This is a genomic window from Pararhizobium qamdonense (genome assembly GCF_029277445.1).
GTDB lineage: Bacteria > Pseudomonadota > Alphaproteobacteria > Rhizobiales > Rhizobiaceae > Pararhizobium > Pararhizobium qamdonense.
Genome location: NZ_CP119568.1, coordinates 547,922 through 564,245, shown reverse-complemented (window position 1 = coordinate 564,245; position 16,324 = coordinate 547,922). Strand labels below are relative to the sequence as shown.

13 protein-coding genes and 2 pseudogenes are annotated in these 16,324 nt (G+C 58.7%); 12 read left to right on the top strand and 3 right to left on the bottom strand.

All coding sequences use genetic code 11. The features are described 5' to 3' along the window. Positions 1-63: 63 nt before the first annotated feature. The 3 genes from PYR65_RS28190 to PYR65_RS28180 all read right to left on the bottom strand — a co-directional run bounded on the left by PYR65_RS28190 (position 64) and on the right by PYR65_RS28180 (position 3,209). The gene (locus PYR65_RS28190; protein WP_276122052.1) at positions 64-369 is read right to left on the bottom strand and encodes a putative quinol monooxygenase; all 306 of its coding nucleotides are present in this window, start codon (positions 367-369) and stop codon (positions 64-66) included. A gap of 247 nt (positions 370-616) precedes the next feature. Next, entirely contained in the window at positions 617-1,711 is a 1,095-nt protein-coding gene (locus tag PYR65_RS28185) for a nucleotidyltransferase family protein (RefSeq protein WP_276122051.1), read from the bottom strand. Between the two features lie 595 nt (positions 1,712-2,306). After that, positions 2,307-3,209, bottom strand: coding sequence for a helix-turn-helix domain-containing protein (locus tag PYR65_RS28180; RefSeq protein ID WP_276122050.1), 903 nt, complete (start codon positions 3,207-3,209; stop codon positions 2,307-2,309). Between the two features lie 400 nt (positions 3,210-3,609). Here PYR65_RS28180 and PYR65_RS28175 point away from each other — a divergent pair, with 400 nt between their 5' ends. The 12 genes and pseudogenes from PYR65_RS28175 to PYR65_RS28120 all read left to right on the top strand — a co-directional run bounded on the left by PYR65_RS28175 (position 3,610) and on the right by PYR65_RS28120 (position 16,285). Then, positions 3,610-6,351 (top strand): ATP-binding protein, encoded by a 2,742-nt coding sequence (locus PYR65_RS28175; protein ID WP_276122049.1) that lies wholly within the window; start codon positions 3,610-3,612, stop codon positions 6,349-6,351. A 114-nt stretch (positions 6,352-6,465) separates the two neighbouring features. After that, entirely contained in the window at positions 6,466-7,005 is a 540-nt protein-coding gene (locus tag PYR65_RS28170) for a type 1 glutamine amidotransferase family protein (protein WP_276122048.1), read from the top strand. Between the two features lie 265 nt (positions 7,006-7,270). Then, positions 7,271-8,101: an alpha/beta fold hydrolase gene (locus PYR65_RS28165; RefSeq protein WP_276122047.1), complete on the top strand. Its 831-nt coding sequence runs from the start codon at positions 7,271-7,273 to the stop codon at positions 8,099-8,101. A gap of 66 nt (positions 8,102-8,167) precedes the next feature. Beyond that, a complete protein-coding gene (locus tag PYR65_RS28160) occupies positions 8,168-8,629 on the top strand; it encodes a DUF4126 family protein (RefSeq protein WP_276122046.1) in 462 nt (153 codons plus the stop codon). After that, entirely contained in the window at positions 8,626-9,990 is a 1,365-nt protein-coding gene (locus PYR65_RS28155; RefSeq protein ID WP_276122045.1) for an FAD-containing oxidoreductase, read from the top strand. Before PYR65_RS28160 ends, PYR65_RS28155 begins: the two co-directional genes overlap by 4 nt. Positions 9,991-10,144: 154 nt before the next feature. Further along, a pseudogene (locus PYR65_RS28150) lies at positions 10,145-10,707 on the top strand (cysteine hydrolase family protein). A gap of 64 nt (positions 10,708-10,771) precedes the next feature. Beyond that, positions 10,772-12,223: a catalase gene (locus PYR65_RS28145; RefSeq protein ID WP_276122044.1), complete on the top strand. Its 1,452-nt coding sequence runs from the start codon at positions 10,772-10,774 to the stop codon at positions 12,221-12,223. Between the two features lie 9 nt (positions 12,224-12,232). Continuing rightward, a complete protein-coding gene (locus PYR65_RS28140; protein WP_276122043.1) occupies positions 12,233-13,030 on the top strand; it encodes an SDR family NAD(P)-dependent oxidoreductase in 798 nt (265 codons plus the stop codon). 28 nt (positions 13,031-13,058) lie between these two features. Next, on the top strand, positions 13,059-14,195 hold the full coding sequence (locus PYR65_RS28135) for a hypothetical protein (protein ID WP_276122042.1): 1,137 nt from the start codon (positions 13,059-13,061) through the stop codon (positions 14,193-14,195). Positions 14,196-14,252: 57 nt separating this feature from the next. After that, the gene (locus PYR65_RS28130; RefSeq protein WP_276122041.1) at positions 14,253-14,897 is read left to right on the top strand and encodes a MarR family winged helix-turn-helix transcriptional regulator; all 645 of its coding nucleotides are present in this window, start codon (positions 14,253-14,255) and stop codon (positions 14,895-14,897) included. Between the two features lie 46 nt (positions 14,898-14,943). Continuing rightward, on the top strand, positions 14,944-15,660 hold the full coding sequence (locus PYR65_RS28125; RefSeq protein WP_276122040.1) for a hypothetical protein: 717 nt from the start codon (positions 14,944-14,946) through the stop codon (positions 15,658-15,660). Between the two features lie 77 nt (positions 15,661-15,737). Next, positions 15,738-16,285 (top strand): annotated as a pseudogene (locus PYR65_RS28120) (carboxymuconolactone decarboxylase family protein). Positions 16,286-16,324: the final 39 nt, after the last annotated feature.

Below are 16,324 nucleotides of genomic sequence, written 5' to 3'. Positions count from 1 at the left end.
CTGAGCCCCTTGGTCGACTTAGACCTGCAGCTCATTTCCCTCAGGGCTTGGAATTTCTGGCGCTTATGGCAGTTTGTCAGCGAGGATAGCCAACTTATGGATCTTTGGCGGCTTGGCAAACAGGTCCCCTGCCTCTGCCTTGGCCATCAAGGCCGCAGCGACTTGGCCATTTAAGTGAGCATCTCTTCCATCCTCGTCGTCAAAAGTATCAAAGATCGCAAACGAACTAGGACCCTCCTGGATCGCATACCAGGAAATCGTGCCAGGCTCCGCGTTGACAAGAGGTATGGCTGATCTCAGAAAATCGGCGACTTCCTGTTCCTTGCCGGGTTTTGCTTCAAGCGGAACGTAGAGTGCGAATTTGGTCATGACCATCTCCATGGGCACCTGATCGTGCCGCAAGCTGCTATACCACGTTTAGCCGCCGGATGTTTCGAGATCGGGCAAATAAAGAAGTCCGCAGGAAAGCTCGGATTGAGTTAGGATGGCGAACCCTCGGAATGGTTAGAAAATAAAGGTCGCGGATCAAAGCTCTTGATAGGACTCGAATTCTCGGCACATTTGTCTTCGCCACGTCTGAATAAATCAGATACTTGTCTTGTGGAGAGAGGATACCCTATTCTCCGAACGGGAGCTCGATGTCTTCCCTGTTTTTCTTGGCCCCCTCGATCAGAACCGTCTTGAATAGCTCGGCATCTTGTGTGAGCAGCATCCCTGCCCCGGTTCGAATGGCTTCCTGCCACGCAATTCCGCGCTCCCACGCCTCGTTGTAGACGAGCGCCAGATCGGCTGATCGCCTCGTCTGCTGCAAGGCTTCGAAAAGCAGCGCGGCTTGGCGAACGTCCTTCTCTCGCTTCGCGGCCCCCTGCCCATCAGTGTGTCTGCGGCTGGCGACGATTAGCTTGTGGACCGCGTACCGGGACGGATCGGGGACTACGACTGGGACCCCGCTTCGGTGGAGGAGCATTGTTTTAACTGGCTCCCTGATAAGGTAGTCGAGAAAGCTTAGTGGGTCCGCGCTTGCACCGCCGAGGGCGGGCATCTTCGCCGGCTGGTCGATGTGGTCGTCCGAACCACGGTTCGACGTCAGAAATTCAACCCGGTAGCCGTCGGCATTCTGAAATGCTGACGAGGCCGCGGATCCCGATCGATGGGGAACTGGCCGGAAGCTGGCGTCAACGCCCTGCAGTAACTCAACAATCGGAGGCAGGCTGTCTTCAACCTCCCGGCTGATGGCATAATCCTGGGCGATGTCCGCATCGCCGGTCAGGATCGCAGCCATGGGAAGGCGGACGCCCAGCAGTCCTGAATAGCACTGAAAGGCGACCGTGCCGATGAGAATACCGCGGAGCCGGAAGAGACCGCCATCGGCTAGGGCCTCGACGAGGTCGCCCGACATGGCGTCAGGAGCGAGCATCCCGCCTTCGCGGGTCAGGGTGTTAACCATGCGCCTGCGAGCGCGGAGATCGTCCTTGTCCCTCTTATGATCAGCTACGCGCTGCGCGATATCCGGATCGTCGGCAGGACCGACGTAGCGTCGTCTTGTACCGCCATGTCCATCCGGGATATCGAAGTACCAATACTTGCGCCCCTTGATGTTCGCAGGGGTGAACCGGCCTTCTGGAGGGAAGGCGGCAGTCCACGCGGCGTCGAGCGAACGCTGGCCGAGCTCGGCGAGCATCGTCTGGTACATGAGGTCGATGGGTTTCATCAACTCGACTCCGAGTTATACTGTTTCTCAAAAACAGTATAACCAGCGAGAGGGCGCGAAACAAGATGGGTGCTCAACAGCCCTTAGCTGCAGGGTGTCGCGTGGCACATACCTGTGTGCTGGTCCTTCCGGGAAGGCAGACACCGAACTGGGTCGCCCTCCCAGGCCTAACCGTATCCAGCGACAACGTTGTCGAGAGCTTCCAGAAAGTCTGGCGCAAGCAGCCGCTGCGGGAGGTCCTTGTCAGCGCCAAGCTTGTAAAGAATCACTCGGCTTTATGAATACTGCCCGGAACACATCAGCCACGCGCAAATATCGATAGGCGACACTCCCTATTGCACCTTCGCGTCGATTTCAGCGCCAGTGGACGGACAGATTTCAGAAGCTGGCTAGAAGCTTTTTACGCCTTGAAAGGAGTCGAACCATCGGCATGCTATTATTTCGGACGCGTGCCGCCAGATAGACGGGGCAGATCAAGCACCTCGTTCATTCGGAATGTCCGGAAGGGGGCCGTTTGCTGCCGGTCGGCTTCCAGCCACCGCACCGTCGAAAGCGGACCGCCACAGTGAGGTCACGGTAAAAAAAGCGATAAGCGTTACCGAGCTTGGCTGGTACGCCGATACTCGCCAGGGGAGTGGCCTGACTGCCTCTTAAAAGCTCGTGCAAAAGCGGCTTGAGACGAAAAGCGGCAGACCAAAGCAATTTCCGCGAGCGACATCTCCGATGTCGCCAGTAGATTGCATGCACGATCGATCCTGCGTGCTCCGATGTAGCTGCTGGGACTTTCCCCCGCCGCAGCTCTGAAAGCTCTTGCAAAATGGTGTCGGCTGAGACAGGCGACAGCGGCGATTTCCGTAATAGTCAAATCGCTACTGAGATTCTCCTCAATATAGTCACGGACACGGTTGAAACGACGGGAATCCAGAGCTCCCACATTGCTGGGCGTCTCAGCGACAATACGTCGGTCGGCAAACCGGCCGCAGATATGGGTGACCAAGACATTCGCGAGATATTCCATCATCACCGCTCCGCCCGCAGTCTCCTCTTGCAACTCGCTGTTGATGCGGACGCAGATTTGCCGAACGAATTCATCTTCGAGCCCTGCCTGATAGAAGTTTTCATCGAAAACTACAGGGCGGGAGGTATGGACTGAAAGCGACGCGATCTGATGATCGGGAATATAGACATGCAAGACTTCGGGTATAGCCTCTGTGATGCGGATTTGATCCTCACTCACGCCTTTAGGGCACACCCAGATTGTACCGGATCGGCTCGGAGCAACCTGGAGCCGGCCGTTTCCTCGCCGATGGACTGATCCGGCCTTCGCCCCTCGAACCGCGAACGTAATTTCGGTCTGAGTGGAACAAATGTCCGGAATGGCGCAAGCAGGATGCGATCGCAGTTCCGCCGCCATTCCCTTCCAACCCCGTGCTCGAGAGGACGCCAACAGTCCGGCATCGGGAAATTTGTGAACACCATGGTCGTAAAGAGAATTCATTGATGTCACCCGCACGCCAGCCAAGTCGCCTCCCAGCTATTTGTAATGTCGTGCTCGCTCGAAAATCAAGAGGAACAGCACTTGGAGTTAAAAGGTCGGCACGTTGGGAGAAGATGTTCCCGTCCATGGGGTGGATGCTGGTCTGAATGAAAGCGTCCGTTCAAAGGATTCAGTAATTTTCCGAATGCGGCAGCCTCGTTACTGGCGGACAAGTCGTTCTTTCGTCGTCTTGTCCTGAGAATTCGAATGGTGCTAGCTAAGGTGATTACGTCAAGGCAAACTTAAAGCAATACTCGTCTCAGATACTGGCGGCTTGTTGTTAAACGGCCATTCGCAGATCGATCGACAGTCGAAGTTTCAGATTCCGGCCTGAGGGGCAGGTCTCGCTGGAGTAGCAGGTTTGGAAGAGGAACTGCATTTTGCTCCGTTCTCGATTGTGCCTGCCAGGCGGAGCCTGATGCGGGGCAACAGCGTCGTCTCACTCGGAAGCAGGGCGACTGACATCCTTCTTTATCTGATCGCGCATCCCGGCGAACTCAAGACCAACCAAGAGATTGTCAAACACGTTTGGCCGGATACGTTTGTGGATGAGGCCAATCTGCGTGTTCATGTCTCCGCGTTGAGAAAAGCACTGGGGGACACGAAGGCCGAACCACACTTCATCGCCAACATTCCGGGGCGGGGCTACACCTTTATTGCACGCGTGGAGCGCCGATCGTCGGAAATGCCGACCGAACAGTTTCAGGCTTCACCGGAATTCCGCGACGTCGATTTGGTGCGCGTAATCGGCCGCGATCAAACCATTGAAGCCATTCTATCGCAGTTGGAAAAGGGGCGGCTGATCACGGTGACCGGCCCAGGCGGGATCGGCAAGTCGACCGTCGCAAAGGTAATCGGCTCGCGGTTGTCCGACAAATTAAAGATCGTCAGAGTGGATCTTTCCGAAGTTGCATCGGGCGAACTTGTACCAACGGTTATCGCATCTGCCATTGGCGTCCCATCGCGCTCCGATAGCTTGATCGACGCGATAAGCAAATCGCTTGAGACCGTTCCGTCACTCGTGATCCTGGATGGGTGCGAACACCTGATTGAAGATGCGACGCGATTTGTCGACACCATCCTGCAGCAAACGACGTTGGTGCGGTTCCTTGCGACAAGCCGTGAACCGCTCCGCGGAAACGGCGAACGTGTTCACCGTCTCCTGCCACTGGAGCTTCCTGTTAGCTTGGTCGGACCCGAAGAGGCGCTCCGGTTCCCGGCCGTCCAACTTTTCGTGGAAAGAGCAGATGCCTGCCTGGGTGGATACGAACTGACCGAAGAGGATGTGCCGCTCGTCATAGACATATGCACCCGCCTGGACGGTATAGCGCTTGCGATCGAACTTGCAGCAGGCCGGCTTGAGTCCATGGGGATATCGTCGCTCGGCAAGTCGCTCGACGATTGCTTCAAAGTCCTCAGCCGCGGACGGCGGACGGCGTTGCCCAGACACCAGACACTTCGGGCAGCCCTAGATTGGAGCTACCTTCTCCTCACTCCGTCGGAGCAAGGGGCGTTAGCTGCGCTCTCTGTTTGTCGGGGTCGCTTTACGATGGGAGCCGCAGAGGCTCTCATGGCCGAAGACGCCGACGATCTGGTGGCGGCTCTTGTCGCCAAATCGCTCTTAGTTGTAGAGGCAGGCCCGCGTGGTCAGTTATACCGGATGCTCGATACGACGCGTATCTACGCTGCTGAAAAGCTGTCGGACCTGGGCAGGTTCGACGACACGATGTCCAACTTCGCAGACTATATGCGCCAGTTGCTCGATGCATCTTCGACAACGATATATACGCACGGCACCGACGAGGTCGTTCGTGATTTCTCATTCCTCTTGCCTGGTCTGCGAGCGTGCCTGGATTGGGCATTGATCGGAAATGGAGACAATCTGCTCGGTTCGAAAATCACGGTCGCAGCACTTCCGCTCTATTTCAAACTGTCCCTGTTCGACGAATGCATTGCTTCCGTGACCGCGGCGATCGGCTATCTGGATGCCAATCCCGATGTCGATGAAGCAAGCCGCATGAAGCTTTACACAGCGCTTGGCTGGCCACAGTTGATCGCGGCAGATGCGCCTGGCAGGGGGGTGGAAGCCTGGACCGCTTCAGCCCGGATCGCCGAGAAACTCGGGGACGTTGATCATCAACTCAGGTCCATCTGGGGCCTCTGGGTTGATGCCGTCAACAGGGCTGAGCCGACGAGCGCGCTCGGACTAACTGTCCGGTTCGCTGAAATGGCGGTGGCATCGCCCGATCCCGCCGATATCCTTATCGGCCAACGCATGAAGGGTGCAACCCTGCACTGGCTTGGGCGTCACATGGAAGCAAGGAGTATTCTAACGGGAATGCTGGCAGAATATGATGATTTGCCCTCTGCCGGTCATGCCATCCGTTTCCAGTTCGACCAGCGGGTGACAGCGCAGATCGTGCTGGCACGCTGCAAATGGTTTATTGGGCACGAGCAGGAAGCGATGACAGACGTTGCCTCCATGCTCGATTATGCCGACGGCATTCGCCACTATGCGTCTCTAACCAATGCATTGGCCGAGGCCGCTTGCCCTCTTGCATTGATGTCCGGCGACGACGAGCTTGCCGCTCATTATGTAGCAATGCTCCGCCAACATACGAAAGCAATGTTGTTGGATATATGGCGAACCTACGCGGATTGCTTTGAGGCTGAGCTCGTCCGGCGAGCCGGCGATAACCAGTCCGGCTTGCGACAACTAAGACGAGGTTTGCAGTCACTTCGCAATGCAGGCTTTGTTCTGTTCGAATCGATGTTCGCAACATTTGAGGCACGAGCACTCTGTGGACTTGGGCGAAATGCCGAAGCTATCTCCGTACTCGATGCCTCCGTGCGGAAATGCAGAACCTCGGGCGAAGCGTGGTGGCTGCCTGAACTATACAGGGCGAAGGCAAACGTGCAGATGAAAATCTCCGACGTCGCGAATGCCCGTGTAAATTTCGAATCCGCCCGCCGTGCCGCCAAAGACACAGATGCCATCGGCTTGCTGAAACTGGTAGAGGCGGACATGGCGGGCGCGGGGCTGGATATCGCCGAGGAAAGCGCTGATTTCGAAGTGCGCTCCGGCGTCTCGATCGCTGGATGATTGCATGTCCGGAACTACGGTTACCTCCGTGGTTTCCGATTTACACGGATTTACAACTCTAAACTCGTCAGCCGAAGATCGGACCGGCATTGTCGTGTTGAAGAGGAGTGCTCTATGGACCGCAGCCAGCCAATTCGCTTTCTCGTCATCCTCTCGACGGATGAAGGCGGCGAGATATCAAGTGGCGAGGTCAGACTGGGCCGCATCGCACCCGCGTACTACCTTTTCAAGGATGAAGGCGCCGAGGTAGTCCTCGCCACGTTGACAGGCGGCTATCCGAAACTTCCGGATTTTGGGCAACTCGACCAGCAAGATCCGAGCATTCGCCGCTTTCTTGATGATCGGGAAGCCCGTGATGACCTTGCCGATACGCTCGGTGTTCATCAAATTGTGACCGACGACTTCGATGCCGCTCTTTGTCTCGGGTTTTCCGGACCGTTGTGGGAAGAGGGAAACCAAGGCACCGCGCTGGTTCTTGCGTCACTTCTGGAGGGTGGCAGACCTGTAGCGATCATCCCAGGCAATGCGGTCCCTGTATCGCCTCGCGGGGCAGCTAACGGGCTTTTGATGATCGGCGATGCCAATGACGCCCCCGTCATGGCGGCGCATGCGCTCCTGAAAATCGTCTTTGAACGCCGCAAGCTCGCCATCTGAGGCGGCTGACCTCTGAGGGCAATCCCGTCCTTTGCATCGATTTACGACGCTTTACTCGCCAACTGACTGCGGCTCCGGCACCTTAAAACCGTCAAACGCGGCCAACTAGGAGGATGCCATGGCCCACCGCACGATCGCCCTCGCTTCTGGAGCAACACGACGGGATCTCATTCTGGTCACCGGTGTCGCGGTCGCGAGTATGGCGCTTCCGAGACTGACGAAAGCCGCAACGCAATCTACTACAACACCATCGGGGAACCAGATCATGTCATTCGTAAAAACGCAGGACGGCACTGAAATCTTCTACAAGGACTGGGGTCCGAAGGACGCGCAACCGATTGTCTTCCACCACGGCTGGCCGCTCAGCGCCGACGACTGGGACGGGCAGATGATGTATTTCCTCGAACAGGGTTACCGCGTCATCGCCCATGATCGTCGGGGCCACGGCCGTTCGACGCAGACCTGGACCGGAAACGAGATGGACACCTATGCGGCCGATGTTGCGGCGCTGACCGATGCACTCGACCTCAAGAACGCGGTTCATATCGGCCATTCGACCGGCGGCGGTGAAGTCGCCCATTATGTCGCTCGCGCCAAACCAGGCCGGGTCGCCAAAGCCGTGCTCATCGGAGCCGTTCCACCTATCATGGTGAAATCTGACAAGAACCCCGGCGGCCTGCCGATCGAGGTGTTCGACGGCTTCCGGGCGGCACTTGTCGCAAACCGCGCGCAGTTCTTCGTCGATGTCCCAACAGGACCGTTCTACGGCTATAATAGGCCCGGAGCAAAGGTCAGCCAGGGTGTCATCGAGAATTGGTGGCGTCAGGGTATGGCGGGCGGTGCAAAAGCGCACTACGACTGCATAAAGGCCTTCTCCGAAACCGACTTCACTGAAGACTTGAAGGCGATCAGCGTTCCGACGCTTGTGATGCATGGCGATGACGATCAGATCGTCCCCTATGCGGATTCTGCGCCGCTGTCGGTCAAGCTTCTGAAGAACGGCACGCTTAAGACCTATGCCGGGCTGCCCCACGGGCTGTGCACCACCCATCCCGAAATCGTCAATCCCGACCTGCTTGCCTTTATCAAAAGCTAGCCGATCATCGAGCGTTCGAAGGCGCACTCGATCGTGTGCCTTCGCCAGATAACGAAGGAGAACACCATGATCTTATTTCTCGCGCTTCTGATCGGGGTCATTGCAGGGCTGCGCGCCATGACGGCGCCGGCCGCGGTCGCGTGGGCAGCCTATCTCGGATGGTTTGACGTTTCGCAGACTCCGTTGGCATTCATGGGTTACAGGTGGACGCCTTGGGTCTTCACGGTGCTGGCGGTCGGGGAACTGATTTCCGACCAACTCCCGAGCACCCCGTCTCGCAAAGTGCCGATCCAGTTTGGTACGCGTATCGTCTCGGGTGCTCTGTCTGGCTCCGTCATAGGCGCCGCGGGCGGATCGCTCGCGATGGGTGCCATTGCCGGAATTATCGGAGCTGTCATCGGCACCTATGGCGGAGCAGCCATCCGAGCACGGTTGGCGGCATCATTCGGGCGTGACCTTCCAGCAGCACTCACAGAGGACATCGTCGCCGTCGGCGGCGCGCTTCTGATTGTGGTGGCGGTGTCATGAAGGAGTTCGACGCCATCTTCATCGGAGCTGGACAGGCCGGCCCTTTTCTGGCGGCGCGTATGGCGTCGATGGGCCGCAAGGTTGCGCTCATCGAGCGCAAGCATCTCGGCGGCACCTGCGTCAACGCCGGCTGCATGCCGACCAAGACACTCGTCGCCAGTGCACGCACAGCATATGTTGCCAGAAACGCGGCAGAGTATGGCGTCTTGTTATCCGGTGAAGTCGGCATCGACATGAAGGTCGTCCGGGGCCGCGCCCAAAACGTTACGCTCGACGCTCGCACAGGATTGGAGAACTGGTTCGCAGGTCTCGAAACCATGTCTGTCATCTCTGGCCATGGCCGTTTCGAAGATGCACGGACAATTTCGGTCAACGGAGAACGGCTCACGGCACCTCAGATCTTCATCAATGTCGGAGCACGTCCGTCCATTCCCGACTATCCGGGTCTTGCCGGCGTGCGCTATCTGACAAGCACGTCGATCATCCAACTCGACGCCGTCCCGCGCCATCTGGTGGTGATCGGCGGAAGCTACATCGGGCTGGAATTCGCGCAAATGTACCGGCGGTTTGGAGCAAAGGTGACGGTGATTGAGCGCGGGTCGTATCTGGCATCACGCGAGGACCAGGACATCTCCGAAGCGATCGCGGACATAATCCGCTCGGAGGGTATCGCTGTTCAGACGGATGCAACCGGACTTTCCTTCAAGCAGGCCGGAGATGAGGTAGCGGTTTCGTTCAACGACGAAACGATTGTCGCAAGCCACGTTCTGGTAGCCACCGGACGACGGCCGAACACAGACGACCTTGGCCTTGAGGCCGTTGGCGTCGAGACCGATGGGGAAGGATTCATCGTCGTCGATGATCAGCTCTCGACGAACATCCAGGGCATATGGGCCTTGGGTGACTGCAACGGCCGTGGCGCCTTTACGCATACGTCCTACAATGACTTCGAGATCGTCGCTGCCAACCTGCTTGACGGAGCGAACCGAAAGGTTAGCGAGCGCATCCCCGCCTACGCCCTTTACATCGATCCGCCGCTTGGCCGGGTTGGCACGACGGAGCGTCAGGCAAGGGCCTCAGGACGCCCCGTTCTCGTGTCGAAGCGGCCGATGAACCGCGTCGGCCGGGCCGTCGAAAAAGGTGAAACACAAGGGTTCATGAAGATCGTCGCCGACGCCGAGACACAGCAGATCTTGGGTGCCGCAATCCTCGGTATCGAGGGCGACGAAGCGATCCACGGCATCATCGACGCTATGAGCGCCCGCACACCCTATCCGACACTTCAGTTGTCGGTACCGATCCACCCGACCGTGTCGGAACTTCTGCCCACGCTGATCGGAGACCTCAAGCCGGCTCTTTAGGTGCGGGAAACTGAGAGTGCGTGCCCTGTCGGCTCGGAAAACGAACCGACAGCTTATGAGGAAGGAAAACCCTTCCTGTTTTCAACATCGCAACAGGCGTCCACGAGCGGCATTCGCCGCGCGGATGGCGGCGCTTTGAGAAAAGGGAAAGACCATGACCAAGAAAGCATTGATCGTCGTTGATATCCAGAACGACTATTTTCCGGGTGGCAAGTGGACCTTGTCCGGCGTCGAGGCTGCGGCAAGCAACGCGGCACGCCTGATCGCCGACGCGCGGAAAGCAGGCGATCTCGTCGTTCATATCCGCCACGAGTTTCCAACGACCGACGCGCCGTTCTTCCAGCCGGAGTCGGAAGGTGCAGCCCTTCATCCGAGCGTGATGAACCTAGAGAGCGAGCATGTCGTGCTCAAGCATCGATCAACTCCTACCGCGACACCGATCTCAAGCAACATCTCGACGACAACGGCATCGACGAGGTCGTCGTCTGCGGCAACATGAGCCACATGTGCGTGGACGCGATCACCCGCGCCTCGGCCGATTCCGGATATCCCGTCACGGTAATCCATGACGCCTGCGCGTCCCGCGATCTCGAGTTCAATGGCGTCACCGTTCCCGCCCACCTCGCCCATGCAGCCTTCATGTCCGCGCTCGGCTTCGCCTATGCGCGCATGCTGTCGACTGAGGAATACATCGGAGCGGCCGTGAAGGCAGCCTGATTGATCTTGCCAGGCGGTAGCCGTTGCCGCCCGGCCCCATCCAACAAAGCAAAAGGGGAACGCAATGAAGGAAAAACTCACCCACGCCAACGGCGCGCCTGTCGTCGACAACCTCAACACCCAGACGGCCGGCCCGCGCGGCCCTGCCCTCCTGCAGGACATCTGGCTTCTGGAGAAGCTCGCCCATTTCGACCGTGAGGTCATTCCGGAGCGGCGCATGCATGCCAAAGGCTCGGGCGCCTACGGCACCTTCACGGTCACACATGACATATCTCGCTTCACCAAGGCCAGGCTGTTCAGCGAGATCGGCAAGCAGACGTCGGCTTTCGTGCGTTTTTCGACCGTTGCCGGCGAGCGCGGTGCGGCCGACGCTGAGCGCGACATCCGAGGATTTGCCGTCAAGCTCTACACGGAAGAAGGCAACTGGGACATCGTCGGCAACAATACGCCGGTGTTCTTTTTCCGCGATCCCCTGCGCTTCCCAAACCTGAACCATGCTGTGAAGCGAGACCCGCGCACGGGCATGCGGAGCGCGAACAACAACTGGGATTTCTGGACCCTGCTTCCTGAAGCGCTTCATCAGGTCACGATCGTCATGAGCGATCGGGGTACCCCTAAGTCTTATCGTACGATGCACGGCTTCGGCTCCCACACGTTCAGTTTCATCAATGGAGCTAACGAGCGCGTATGGGTGAAATTCCATTTCCGCAGCCAGCAGGGCATCCACAATCTCACCGATCAGGACGCCTCGGCGGTCATCGGCGATGACCGGGAAAGTCATCAGCGCGATCTCTATGAAGCCATAGAAGCCGGGGACTTTCCGCGATGGACACTGTGCGTCCAGGTCATGACCGAAGATCAGGCGCGGCGTCATAAACATAATCCATTCGACCTCACCAAGGTCTGGCCACATGGCGACTATCCGCTCATCGAAGTCGGCGTGCTGGAAATCAATCGCAATCCTGACAACGTGTTTGCTGAGGTAGAACAGGCCGCCTTCAGTCCAGCCAACGTTGTTCCGGGTGTCGGATTTTCCCCCGACCGGATGCTGCAGGCCCGACTGTTTTCCTATGGCGACGCCCAGCGCTACCGCCTCGGCGTCAACTTCAACCACATTCCCGTCAACGCACCCAAATGCCCATTCCACAGCTACCATCGTGACGGGGCCATGAGGACAGACGGAAACATTGGATCCACTCTGCACTATTATCCAAACTCCGAGGCGGAATGGGAGACGAGGCCCGACTTGGCCGAGCCGCCATTGCCGACAGGTGACTACGCCACGCATTTCGATCACCGGGTTGACGACGATCACTTCGAACAGCCGGGCGATCTTTTTAGACTGATGTCTCCAGCACAGCAGCAGGTTCTGTTCGAAAACACGGCACGCGCCATTTCCGGAGCGGACATCCACATTCAGGAGCGCCACGTCGCCAATTGCATGCGGGCCGATCCGCGATACGGTGCGGGTGTCGCCGCTGCAATTGGGATTGTTGCCGCGCAGGCAGCGGAATAGGAGGACGGCATGGCAAAAGGAACAGCAGTTATCACGGGGGCTTCCTCCGGTATCGGAGCCGTTTATGCAGAAAAGCTCGCAGGCCAAGGCTACGACCTCGTGATCGTCGCGCGCGACGTCGAACGCCTGAGCGCTCTATCAAAACGGCTGTCGCATGACCATGGCGTCGCCATCACCCCGCTGCCCGCAGACCTGTCCAACGCCGTCGATCTCGCCAGAGTGCTGGCAAAATTGCGGGATGACGCGTCCATCCGTTTGCTCGTGAACTGTGCGGGGATTGGGCCGAAGGGGGCGGTCCTGGCTTCGGAGACCGAAGGGCTTTCGGACATGGTCTATCTGAACGTCGATGTTCTGCATGCGCTGACAATCAATGCGGCCAAGACGTTCACAGACCGGAGCGAAGGAGCGATCATCAACATTGCGTCCGTCGTTGCCCTTATGCCCGAGCGCTTTAACGCGACCTACGTCGCCAGCAAGGCTTTCGTGCTGGCGCTCACTCAGGCCCTTGCCGTCGAACTCGAGCCGAAGGGCGTCAGGATACAAGCCGTTCTTCCGGGCTTTACCCGGACGGAAATCTTCGACCGCGCCGGTATCGACATAACGGTCATTCCGCCGGAGATGATGATGGAGGCCAGCGAGATGGTCGATGCCGCACTGGCGGGCTTTGACAGCGGCGAGGTGGTGACAATACCTTCGCTCTCGGATGTCGGGCTTTGGCAGACGCTGCAGGGGGCACGGCTTGAACTTGGTCCCCATCTTTCGCTGAAGCATGCCGCCGAACGCTACCATGCGGCGGAACCGTCCTAACGATCACACCAGGGGGAAGACTATGGCAATGCCATCGCGACATCAAATCGGACTGCCGCTGGCTGTTGGGGCCGCCTTTGTCGCCTTTCCCGCATGGGCGCATGTGAAATGGTTTGCACCCTATATCGTCGGGGCTCCGCCGCAGGCGATATCGACGGTTCTTGGCGATCCCTGGTTCTGGACCGGGATCGCGCTGGTGGTGGTGTTTTTCATTCTGACCCGCCTCGTGGAGATCAGCCCGTTCGGAGACAAAGTACACGATGCGCTGGATTGGGTCACAGGACCCTTGTGGCGTCGGCTCGACGATTATGTCCGAGTTACCGTGGGCGCCTTCTTCGTGGCGGTCTTTGCCGTCGGCGGCGTTTATCTGACACCGGATTTGAAGACGCCGGCGGAATGGGTCTCGTGGCTACAGCTATTGATCGCCGCCTGCATCTTCTCGCGCAAGACTATGCCTCTTGCCGGCATCGGCATCCTTGCGCTCTGGCTGCTCGCCATCCGCGACTACGATCTCTTTCACCTGTTCGACTATCTCGCTCTGGGCGCGGGCGTCGCCGCCTATCTTATGCTTGAACCGTCGAAGAACGAAGGATGGCGGTCGCATCGTTTCGAAGCCTTGCGCTGGGGTCTTGCCATCGCATTAATGTGGTCGAGCCTCGAGAAGTTTGCTTACCCTGACTGGTTCTATCCGCTTGTCGTTGAAAAACCATTCCTTACCTTCGGCATGCCGCGGGACGTGTTCATTCCCATGGCGGGTGTGGCCGAATTCACGATGGGCTTCGGGCTGCTCTGGACGCCGCTGATCCGGCGGCTTTCGGCAATCGCGCTGATCGTTATCTTCACCGCCGCGGTCTGGCCGTTTGGCCGGGTCGATCTGATCGGACACGGGCTGATCATGGCGATCCTCGTTGCCGTGGCCTGCGACCAATGCCGCGTCACCCGCTTCCTGCCGTCGTTGAAGGTGCATCTGCCGGCGATACCGGCGGGCATAGCGACCGCTCTCGTGGTGTTTGCCACAGGGTACTGGGGATTGCACCTCGCCTTCTACGGCGCGGAAGGCTTTACCGGTCCGGCGACGGTGGAGCGCGCCACCCATTCACACAATGCCGAACAGCCCCATGGCCCGATGTCCGACACAGGCATCGGCGCACCGCCCACAAAGTAACAAGAAGATTTTCGACCACCCCTTGCACAACATAGGAGTCCTATATATATTTGCCTCATGGAAACGCCGAAGAACCCCACGTCTGTCAATCACCGCATCCGGGAAGGTCTTTCCCGCGTTGCCATGGCCATTCGCGCGGATGACTGGAACCGGGCCAAAACCAGCGGATTAAACCCGACGCAGCTCGCCATTCTCGAGCTCCTCGAAGGTCGCAAGGATGGTCTGAGCGTAAAGGAGATCGCCGCCAATCTTGGCGTCTCCCAGCCGACGGCAACGGATTCGATCGCAGCCCTTGAACGCAAGGGCTTCTTAGATAAGCGCAGCGCCGGAAGCGACAAGCGCGGCGTCAATGTCGGCATCACGCCTGAGGGATTTTCGGTGCTTGAGGCCGGCAGATCGTCCACCGGGGTTGCCGAACAGTCGGTCGAAGCCTTGGCCGAAGACGAACAGGAAGACCTGCTGATCACACTGGTCAAGCTGATAAGCCATCTGCAGGAGATCGACGCGATCCCGATCCAGCGCATGTGCGCGAGCTGTCGGTATTTCGCGCCATTCGCCCATTCCGATGCGGCCAAACCGCATCACTGTCATTTCGTGGATGCAGCATTCGGCCAGCGGGATATCCGCATCGATTGCCGCGAACACGAAACTGCCGATCCTTCGTTCCGGGCAGCCACCTGGAACGTCTTTACCCAAGGATAGTCTTGCAACCCCTCCAGGCTAACGGAGAAAAGAGGAGAATACCGAAATGTTCAGGAAACTCACAGCCGGCGGGCTTCTCGCCGGGACGGCAGCGCTATGGCTGACGGCCGCCAGCGCCCACTCGATCAAAAGCGAACCGGCCGATGCGGTGCAGGCTTCGTTCGACATCATCGAGACGACGATCGTCACCAAGGGAGACACAGCCATCTTCACCACCCGCGTCCGTGGCGAGGCAGGCGCCGAAAGGCCTGCAGCCACGGGCAAGTTCGAAGGATCCGACGTCTATGCCTATGTATGGCCCACATCGCTGAACAGTGGCGAGATCGGCTTCGACAAGGACCAGGGCATCGTCGCGCTTGCCGTGACCTTCCATCCCGATTTCGACGACGCCGCCAAGGGTGGCAAGAACCGCGACGTCTGGCATCCCCACTGGGTCGTGCTTGCCGAAGACAAAGCCTGCGGCGGCGGCCTCAAGGTCATCGATATTCCGGAAGGCGCAAAGCCAAAGGTTCCCGAAACCTGGCCCGGTGTTCCGCTTTTGATCGACAGTCCGGAATATCCGACGACGCTCAAGGGTGATGCCGTGGATGTCACCATCCCCGTATCGCTGATCGGCGGCATCACGGGGGCGTCTTACGATGGCGTGACCGCTGGCCTGAAGGTCAACGGCAATCTGCACGCGCCGCTTCTGTGCGTCAGCAACGTCTTCAAGGTCGCTTCCGGCAATCTCAGCCTTCCCGGCAAGGTTATGCCTTCGAAGTGAGTTGACCTGTGCGGGTCCGCCGACAGCCATCGACGAACCCGCCTATTCCCCCCTCCAGGCTAATAGAGAGAAAGAACATGTCCAGAATTACACTTATCGACCCGGCCAGTGCAACAGGCCATCGGAGCAGCTTGCCCAGATCAAGGGAGCGTTCGGCATGGTGCCGAACATGTTCAAGGCAGCGGCGAACTCGCCTGCCGCCCTGAGCAGCCTATGGGGCGCATTCGGCGCGCTCGGTAGCGGCCGCCTCGGCGCTAAGCTCGGCGAACAGATCGCCGTCGCCATCGCCGACCGCAACGATTGCAATTATTGCTTGACCGCCCACACGGGCCTTGGTCGAAAGGCTGGTGCTACAGCGCAGGAAATGGCGGATGCCCAGGTAGGCCGTTCCACCGATCCGCGCACGGCAGCCGCCCTCACCTTTGCTCTCGCCGTCGTTGACGAACGGGCCGGGATCGAAACCGCCGATGTCGATGCACTTCACTCGGCAGGCTTCGATGATGAGGAAATTGTCGAGATCGTCGCCCATATCGCTCTCAACCTGTTCACCAACTACCTGAACGTCGCCCTCGACGTGCCGGTCGACTTTCCAGGTGTGAAACTCACGCGAGCCGCCGCCGCTTGAGCCACCTGGGGGCGGACCGACCTCCCCTCCGGTCCGCCC

Bases quoted from the DNA above. Each gene is read 5' to 3' on its own strand.
- PYR65_RS28170 (WP_276122048.1), top strand. From the start codon at position 6,466: ATGGACCGCAGCCAGCCAATTCGCTTTCTCGTCATCCTCTCGACGGAT.
- PYR65_RS28145 (WP_276122044.1), top strand. From the start codon at position 10,772: ATGAAGGAAAAACTCACCCACGCCAACGGCGCGCCTGTCGTCGACAAC.
- PYR65_RS28180 (WP_276122050.1), bottom strand. From the start codon at position 3,209: ATGAATTCTCTTTACGACCATGGTGTTCACAAATTTCCCGATGCCGGA.
- PYR65_RS28185 (WP_276122051.1), bottom strand. From the start codon at position 1,711: ATGAAACCCATCGACCTCATGTACCAGACGATGCTCGCCGAGCTCGGC.
- PYR65_RS28190 (WP_276122052.1), bottom strand. From the start codon at position 369: ATGACCAAATTCGCACTCTACGTTCCGCTTGAAGCAAAACCCGGCAAG.
- PYR65_RS28160 (WP_276122046.1), top strand. From the start codon at position 8,168: ATGATCTTATTTCTCGCGCTTCTGATCGGGGTCATTGCAGGGCTGCGC.
- PYR65_RS28135 (WP_276122042.1), top strand. From the start codon at position 13,059: ATGCCATCGCGACATCAAATCGGACTGCCGCTGGCTGTTGGGGCCGCC.
- PYR65_RS28155 (WP_276122045.1), top strand. From the start codon at position 8,626: ATGAAGGAGTTCGACGCCATCTTCATCGGAGCTGGACAGGCCGGCCCT.
- PYR65_RS28140 (WP_276122043.1), top strand. From the start codon at position 12,233: ATGGCAAAAGGAACAGCAGTTATCACGGGGGCTTCCTCCGGTATCGGA.
- PYR65_RS28165 (WP_276122047.1), top strand. From the start codon at position 7,271: ATGTCATTCGTAAAAACGCAGGACGGCACTGAAATCTTCTACAAGGAC.
- PYR65_RS28125 (WP_276122040.1), top strand. From the start codon at position 14,944: ATGTTCAGGAAACTCACAGCCGGCGGGCTTCTCGCCGGGACGGCAGCG.
- PYR65_RS28130 (WP_276122041.1), top strand. From the start codon at position 14,253: ATGGAAACGCCGAAGAACCCCACGTCTGTCAATCACCGCATCCGGGAA.